The 6,253-nt window shown below is 62.7% G+C and carries 4 protein-coding genes and 2 pseudogenes; 4 read left to right on the forward strand and 2 right to left on the reverse strand.

Annotated elements, in window-relative coordinates; all coding sequences use genetic code 11:
* Positions 1-204 precede the first annotated feature (204 nt).
* From CK944_RS20965 to CK944_RS20980, 4 genes and pseudogenes are all read left to right on the forward strand, one after another.
* Positions 205-452: pseudogene (locus tag CK944_RS20965) on the forward strand (HU family DNA-binding protein).
* 240 nt (positions 453-692) lie between these two features.
* Positions 693-1,697, forward strand: coding sequence for a glycosyl hydrolase family 8 (locus CK944_RS20970; RefSeq protein ID WP_103175002.1), 1,005 nt, complete (start codon positions 693-695; stop codon positions 1,695-1,697).
* A 99-nt stretch (positions 1,698-1,796) separates the two neighbouring features.
* Complete coding sequence (locus CK944_RS20975; RefSeq protein ID WP_103175003.1) at positions 1,797-2,972, forward strand: HlyD family efflux transporter periplasmic adaptor subunit; 1,176 nt, start codon at positions 1,797-1,799, stop codon at positions 2,970-2,972.
* A 1-nt stretch (position 2,973) separates the two neighbouring features.
* A complete protein-coding gene (locus CK944_RS20980; RefSeq protein ID WP_103175004.1) occupies positions 2,974-4,953 on the forward strand; it encodes a glycosyltransferase in 1,980 nt (659 codons plus the stop codon).
* Here the strand turns inward: CK944_RS20980 and CK944_RS20985 are convergent.
* Positions 4,937-6,028 carry a cache domain-containing protein gene (locus tag CK944_RS20985; protein WP_103175005.1) on the reverse strand — a complete coding sequence of 364 codons (1,092 nt, stop codon included), beginning with the start codon at positions 6,026-6,028 and terminating at the stop codon, positions 4,937-4,939. The genes CK944_RS20980 and CK944_RS20985 overlap by 17 nt on opposite strands.
* Before the next feature lie 6 nt (positions 6,029-6,034).
* Positions 6,035-6,253, reverse strand: a pseudogene (locus CK944_RS23420) (hypothetical protein); the annotation flags it as partial.

Below are 6,253 nucleotides of genomic sequence, written 5' to 3' on the forward strand. Positions count from 1 at the left end.
AGATGCCTGTCGCAATACAGAAACCCTCTCTGGCAGGATAGTCTCCATCTACAGGGCTGGTTTGATCTTCAAGGAGAAATCGAATTACTTCATGTCGAGAACAATCAAACCGGCGCATGATCGCTGGCTTTCGGATGGCCGCGCATATTCACATCATCAGGAAAGAACATAAAGCCGGTGACCAAGACTGAGCTGCTTGCCACTATGGCCGAAAGTCTGGCATTGAGAAAAAGGATGTCTCTTCTATCTTTGATGCGCTGTCCGAGGTTGCGACCTCGATCGTGGCCGAAGGCGGCGCCCTCACCCTTCCCGGCCTGGGCAAGTTCTCCTGTCGGGATCGTCCCGAGCGACGGGTCCGCAATCCGTCAAGAGGCAAGGCGATGACAATGCCTGCCCATCACGTCTTAAAGTTCACGGTGGCAAAGGCCCTGAAGGACAGCGTCAACTCTTAATCTCTGCCCACATGGCTTGCTCTCGCATGCAGTGCGGTCAAGCCGAAAAAGACAACCGGTCCATTCGGAGCCGTCCCGCCCGAGATGATTGCCAATCGGCATTGTTGGCTATCGTGTGTTATGGAATCTTCGGCCTGCGCGGGCTCAAAGGACACAGCACATCATGATTGGCGCCCTTGTCTCCAGGCATGGATGCGCGATGGTTAAATCCGTACCCCTCACATAATTTGCGACAAAGCCATGCCGTCCCGCCGCCACTTGATCCTTGCATTGCTTGCAGCCGGGCTCCCCTGGTCCTCTGCTGCAGGTTCTGGACGCGCCTTGTGGCAGATCTGGTGCGACCGCTATCTACGGGATGGACGCGTCGCTGACTGGCAACAGGGTATCAGCCATTCCGAAGGCCAAGGGTATGGCCTGCTGCTGGCCCAGGCAGCAGGGGATCGCGCTGCATTCGAGCAAATAGAAGAATGGACGCAGGTTCATCTGGCCGTGCGGCAGGACCAGCTGATGGCCTGGAGCCGACGGCATGAGGACGGGCGGATCGACTGGCATAATGCAACTGATGGCGACCTTTTCCGGGCCTGGGCGTTGCTGAGGGCGGATCGGGATTCAGGCTGGACCGGGCATCGGGACAAGGCGCTTGCCATTGCCCGCGACATTGCCGAGCTTTGCCTTGCATCCGATCCTCGTGCCCCGGCCGAATGGCTGCTGCTGCCGGGGGCCGAGGCGCGGCGGGCGCCGGCCCGCGTTCTGTTCAACCCCTCCTACATCATGCCCCGTGCCTTGCGCGAACTGGGCGATGCTTCAGGCGATCCGCGCCTTCTTCGGGCGGCTGATCATGGCGAAACGGTGCTTGCCGAACTGGCGGCGGCGGGGCGATTGTGGAACTGGGTGGATGTCGCCGCATCAGGCTTTCTGCCCCCCAAGGAACATCGGGCAACCTGGGGCTATGACGCGCTGCGGATCCCGCTTTACCTGGTCTGGTCAGGGCGTGGACGCCACCCGGCCGTCGCGGCCGCTCTGAAGAATCTTGAGGCAGGGGCCCAGCCCGGTCATGTCATCGTGACACGGGCCGAGGATGGCCGCCCCGAAACGCAAAGCGACCGCCCTGGCTTTCTTGCCTTGGGCGACGCTGCGCGTTGCGCGGACCTTCCAGGTGGGCCCTGGGACACGGGCGATTATTACTCGGACACGTTGCTTGCGCTCTGCCATCTCGCGCTTCGTGAAGGGGGATGTGCCGCCTGAGGAGGCGGTTTTCGGGATCCCTGAAAAGGCAGGTGACTCTTGGAATAACATCCTTACGTTGCATAAAAGTGCAGACAGCAACCGGAGCCCACTGATCCAATGAAATACAAGAGACTGATCCTTGGCCTGCTGGCCATCATCCTTGCCTTGTGGGTCATCGTGGGCGAACAGATGTCGGGCGCGACCGCAGATGCCGTGGTGAACGCGCCCATTGTCACCGTTCGCGCGACCGTGGCAGGAAACCTGACCGTGCCCGCGCGCCAACTGGGTGCCCGCGTGACACAAGGCGAGGTTCTGGCCAGCCTCAAGGATCCTGTCGTAGATCGGGTCCGGTTGGACGATCTGCTGATGGAGATGCGGCTGGAAGAGGCTGCGCGGACGCATATCGAGGCCTTGCTGGCCGAGACCGAAGCCGTGCATCAGGCCTTGATCGAACGCACGCAGATTTTCCGCGAACGGCGGCTTGAAGAGTTGCGCACCCGCCTTTCTCATGCAGAGGCACGGCTTGCAATCCTCGAAACTGGGGCCACGCTTGCGGACGAGACGCAGCAGCAGCTTCTGGCAGCGGTCGAGGATGGCATAGGGCGGCTGCCAGCCGAGCCACGGCTGGACGCCCTGGTGCTGGATCATGCGCGCGAGCGGGTCAAGGTGCTGCGGATCGCGCTGCAAGCGGCCGAGGAAAACGTCTTTCTTGGCGACGGCTATAACGACGCGCCGAACGCGGAACAGCGCGCGGTCGAATTGTCCAGCGAGATCGCAGCCCTCCAGACCCAGTTGGCCGAGGCCGAGGAACGGGTGGCCGCCTTGCGCGAGCGCGTTGACCGCGAACGGGTGCGCGTGAACAGCCTGACCGGCGGCGACTTGCAGTCCCCTGTGACAGGCATCCTTTGGGAGATTCTGGAGGCAGATGGCGTCAATGTCCAACGGGGCGATCCGTTGCTGCGCCTTGTCGATTGCCGCGCAACGATGGTCACGGCCTCGGTGACCGAGCGTGTCTATAACAGCCTTTCGGTCGGGGATGCGGCGCGGTTCCGGCTGGGTGGGTCGTCCACCGTTTACGACGCGACGGTGGCCCGGCTGGCCGGCAGCGGAGCCCAGACGATCTATCGCAACCTTGCCGTTGCACCAAGCCAGCGTCATCTGGAACGATACGACGTTGCGCTGATCGTGCCGCAACTGGCGCAGCTAGAGGCCGAGGGCTGCATGATCGGGCGCACCGGTCGCGCCTTCTTCGAGGCGCGTCCGCTGGACGGGCTGCGCCGCCTGCTGCCATAAGATGCTGAACTTCCCGCTTCTCAGTGACCTTGGTTCCAGCACCGCGCATCTGCTGCTGGCAATCGGGATCGGGCTGACGCTGCCCTTCTGGGTCGATGTCCGAAACAACCTGCATCGCGGATTGCTGCTTTCCGCCGCCTTCCTGCTTGCGCTGCGCTATATCTGGTGGCGCGGGACCGAGACACTGGCGCCGGCGGGCCTGACCTTGGACATGCTGGCCAGCTACTCGCTGTTCGGCTTCGAGCTTTTGGCAATGGCCGGGACGGTCAGTTCCTATCTCATCATGTCCCGCATCACGCTGCGCTCGGAAGAAGCTGACACCCATGCCGGCTGGTGGGGCGAGAACGAGCCGCGCGTTGCCATCCTGATCGCCACCTATAACGAGGAACTTGAGATCTTGGAGCGGACCATCATCGGCGCCCGCGCCCTGCAGCATCGCAACAAGGAGGTGCTGGTCCTCGACGACAGCCGCCGTGACTGGCTGCGTGACTATTGTGCCGAGCAAGGCGTGCGCTACATGCGGCGCCCGGACAACAAGGGATCGAAGGCAGGCAATATCAACCACTGCCTCGACCGCCTGGCGGAAGATCCCGTGCCGCCCGACTTTGTTGCAGTCCTCGACGCCGATTTCGTGCCTCATCGCGGCTTCATCTCGCGGTGCTTGGCGTTGTTTCATGACCCTGAGGTCGGTCTGGTCCAGACGCCGCAGCATTTTTTCAACGCCGATCCCATTCAGCACAACCTGGGGATCAGCCACTCCTATCCCGACGAGCAGCGGTTCTTTTTCGATCACATGCAGCCCTCGCGCGACGGATGGGGCATTGCCTTCTGCTGCGGCACGTCTTCGGTCTGCCGCTGGACAGCCCTGCGCGAGATCGGCGGACTGCCGACGGAAAGCGTGACCGAGGACTTCATGCTGACGCTGGACCTGCAGGACAAAGGCTGGAAATCGGTCTATCTGGCTGAACCCTTAACTGAGGGGCTCGCCCCCGAGGGGCTGAAGGAATATGTCACGCAGCGTGCCCGCTGGTGCCTTGGGCTGATGCAGATCGCCCGCTCGCGCCTGGGGCCGTTGTCGAAAAACAACCTGCGCCTGCGCGACCGTTGGAGTGTCCTGGACTCGGTGCTGTTCTGGACCACCAGCTTCCCCTTCCGCATTGCCGTTGTCGTCTTCCCACTGCTCTACTGGTACTTCGGCACGATTGTCGTCGATGCGCAGTTGGCCGACGTTCTGACCTATTTCGGAGTCTTCTTCCTGTGGGGGCAGATGGTGCAGCGGGTGCTGATGCCCGGCATGGTGGTGCCGATCCTGCATGATGTGGGCCAGCTGATTGGCGCCATCCCGATCAGCCGGGCAGCCTTCACCGGCCTGTTCAAACCCAAGGGACACCCGTTTTCCGTTACAGCGAAGGGAGGCGACCGCACGAAGATCACCGTGCAGTGGCAGATGATGATGCCCTTCCTGATCCTGCTGGTGCTGACGCTGATCGCGCTGCTCTTGGGCATTTTCATGGACCGCTTCTCGTATCAGGATGCGGGCGACGGAAAGTGGGTGGTGCTGTTCTGGACGATCTACAACATATTCGTTCTGGCAATGACCGTGCTTGCCTGCATCGAACTGCCGCGCCGCGAGCGCCACATCGCCGACTTGCCGGACCGCGGCATTCTGGTGACCGACGGCGACATCCGCCGCTTATGGATCAGTTCGCTGACGATCGACCAGGCGCGGCTGCGCGGCAAAGGCTATCCCGTCGGCACCAAGGGGACATTGCGGCTGCGCGATGTCGGTGACATCCCGGTCGAGGTGATCGCACCCACAGTGGACGGCTGTCGGGTTCGGCTGCTGCCCACGGCCACGCAGCGCGAGGCATTGCTGGTGCGCTTTTACGCCGAGGGCGCGGCGCCAGGCACGGCGCGGGCTCAACTTGGCGGCCTGCTTGCGGGCCTCGGGCAGCGGTTATCGTTCAACTCTCGTCGCTGATGCGATCATGCTGAAGCCGCATCAGCGCCAATGAAAGCTGCGAAGCTTCCCGCGTTCCGCGCGAGATTGCGGGATATTCCTGCGACCCGTCTGCGATCCGCTCGGCCGAGGCGGCCAGCCGGCTCAGCGGCACCATGACTGCGCGCACGAAGGCAAGCGTCAGCAGCCCGATCCCCGCAATCATGGCTAGCAGCGCCCAATGCGCACCGCTTTGCATCAGGTCGATGCCGAATGGCAGTCGGCCTGCCTCGAGCCGCCCGATCATGCGCCAGCCGAAGTTCGGCAATTCGCCATGGGTCACCTGCGGCACCACGGTCGAGAAGTAGTCGCGTCCGTCCGGCCAACGTTCGCGCCCGCCCGCCTCGATCCCGGTCTGGGCCGCGCGCAGGATCTGCATCTCGCCAGCCGAGGGTGTTTCATTGGCCGAGGTGGCGGAAACATCACCTGCCGGGTTCAGCAGGTAAAGGTCCAGTCCATAGAGCTGCGCGGATGCGCGCAGTTCGTTCGTCAGCCAGGCGGCGTTGATATGCAGGCCCAGAACACCTGCCGGATTGCCGTTTTGATCCAACACCGGCAGCGCCAGATCGATAAAGCGCAATGGCTCGCCGCCCTCGCCCCCCAAAAGCTGGGCCAGCAGCACCGCATCATGAACGTCACCCGCAAATCCGCCGTTTAGCCCGCCCCTGAACCATGGTCGTTGGCTGACATCCTGGCCTTCCAGCAGTCCATTGGTCGCCGCGACCACAGTGCCGCCAAGATCGGCATAGCCCAGCCACGAGATACGGCTGCCATCGCCGCTGGCCCCCGTCAGCATGTGGCCCAACTCCTCGGGATTGAGCTGCGGCACCCGCTGCGCCAGGGCGAGCAGATCGCGCCAGTCGCGTTCAAGGGTGCGGGCAAGGTCCTCGGCTGCGGCATTGGTTCGGAAGCGGGCCGTATAATCCAGCGTGCTGTCGGTGAAGCGGTCTCCGCGCAGCAGGGCGAAGATCGTGGGCACAGCCAGCATCACCAGAAGGCAGGCCAATCCAAAGGCGATGCCAGCCTTGCGGAGCGTCAAGCGGGGATAATCGGTCATGGCGCCTCAGAACGTGTTGATGGAAAAGCCTGCGAAAACTTCATCTGAGCTGAGCTTGTAGCCAAGCCGCAAGCTGACCGGGCCGCCGGACAGGCGTTTCTGCACGGCAAGCGTGGTCTCGTGATAGGTCTTGCTGCCGCCCCGCGACAGTTCGATCCCAATGTCGGCCGGTGCATAAGTCAACTGACCCAGCAGGAACCAGGAGCGGTTGACCGTGCTGAAATC

The organism is Paracoccus sp. SY (assembly GCF_002901215.1).
GTDB lineage: Bacteria > Pseudomonadota > Alphaproteobacteria > Rhodobacterales > Rhodobacteraceae > Paracoccus > Paracoccus acridae.

What these genes read in the sequence shown, in the direction of transcription:
- CK944_RS20970 (WP_103175002.1), top strand. Translation starts at nt 693, where the DNA reads ATGCCGTCCCGCCGCCACTTGATCCTTGCATTGCTTGCAGCCGGGCTC.
- CK944_RS20975 (WP_103175003.1), top strand. Translation starts at nt 1,797, where the DNA reads ATGAAATACAAGAGACTGATCCTTGGCCTGCTGGCCATCATCCTTGCC.
- CK944_RS20980 (WP_103175004.1), top strand. Translation starts at nt 2,974, where the DNA reads ATGCTGAACTTCCCGCTTCTCAGTGACCTTGGTTCCAGCACCGCGCAT.
- CK944_RS20985 (WP_103175005.1), bottom strand. Translation starts at nt 6,028, where the DNA reads ATGACCGATTATCCCCGCTTGACGCTCCGCAAGGCTGGCATCGCCTTT.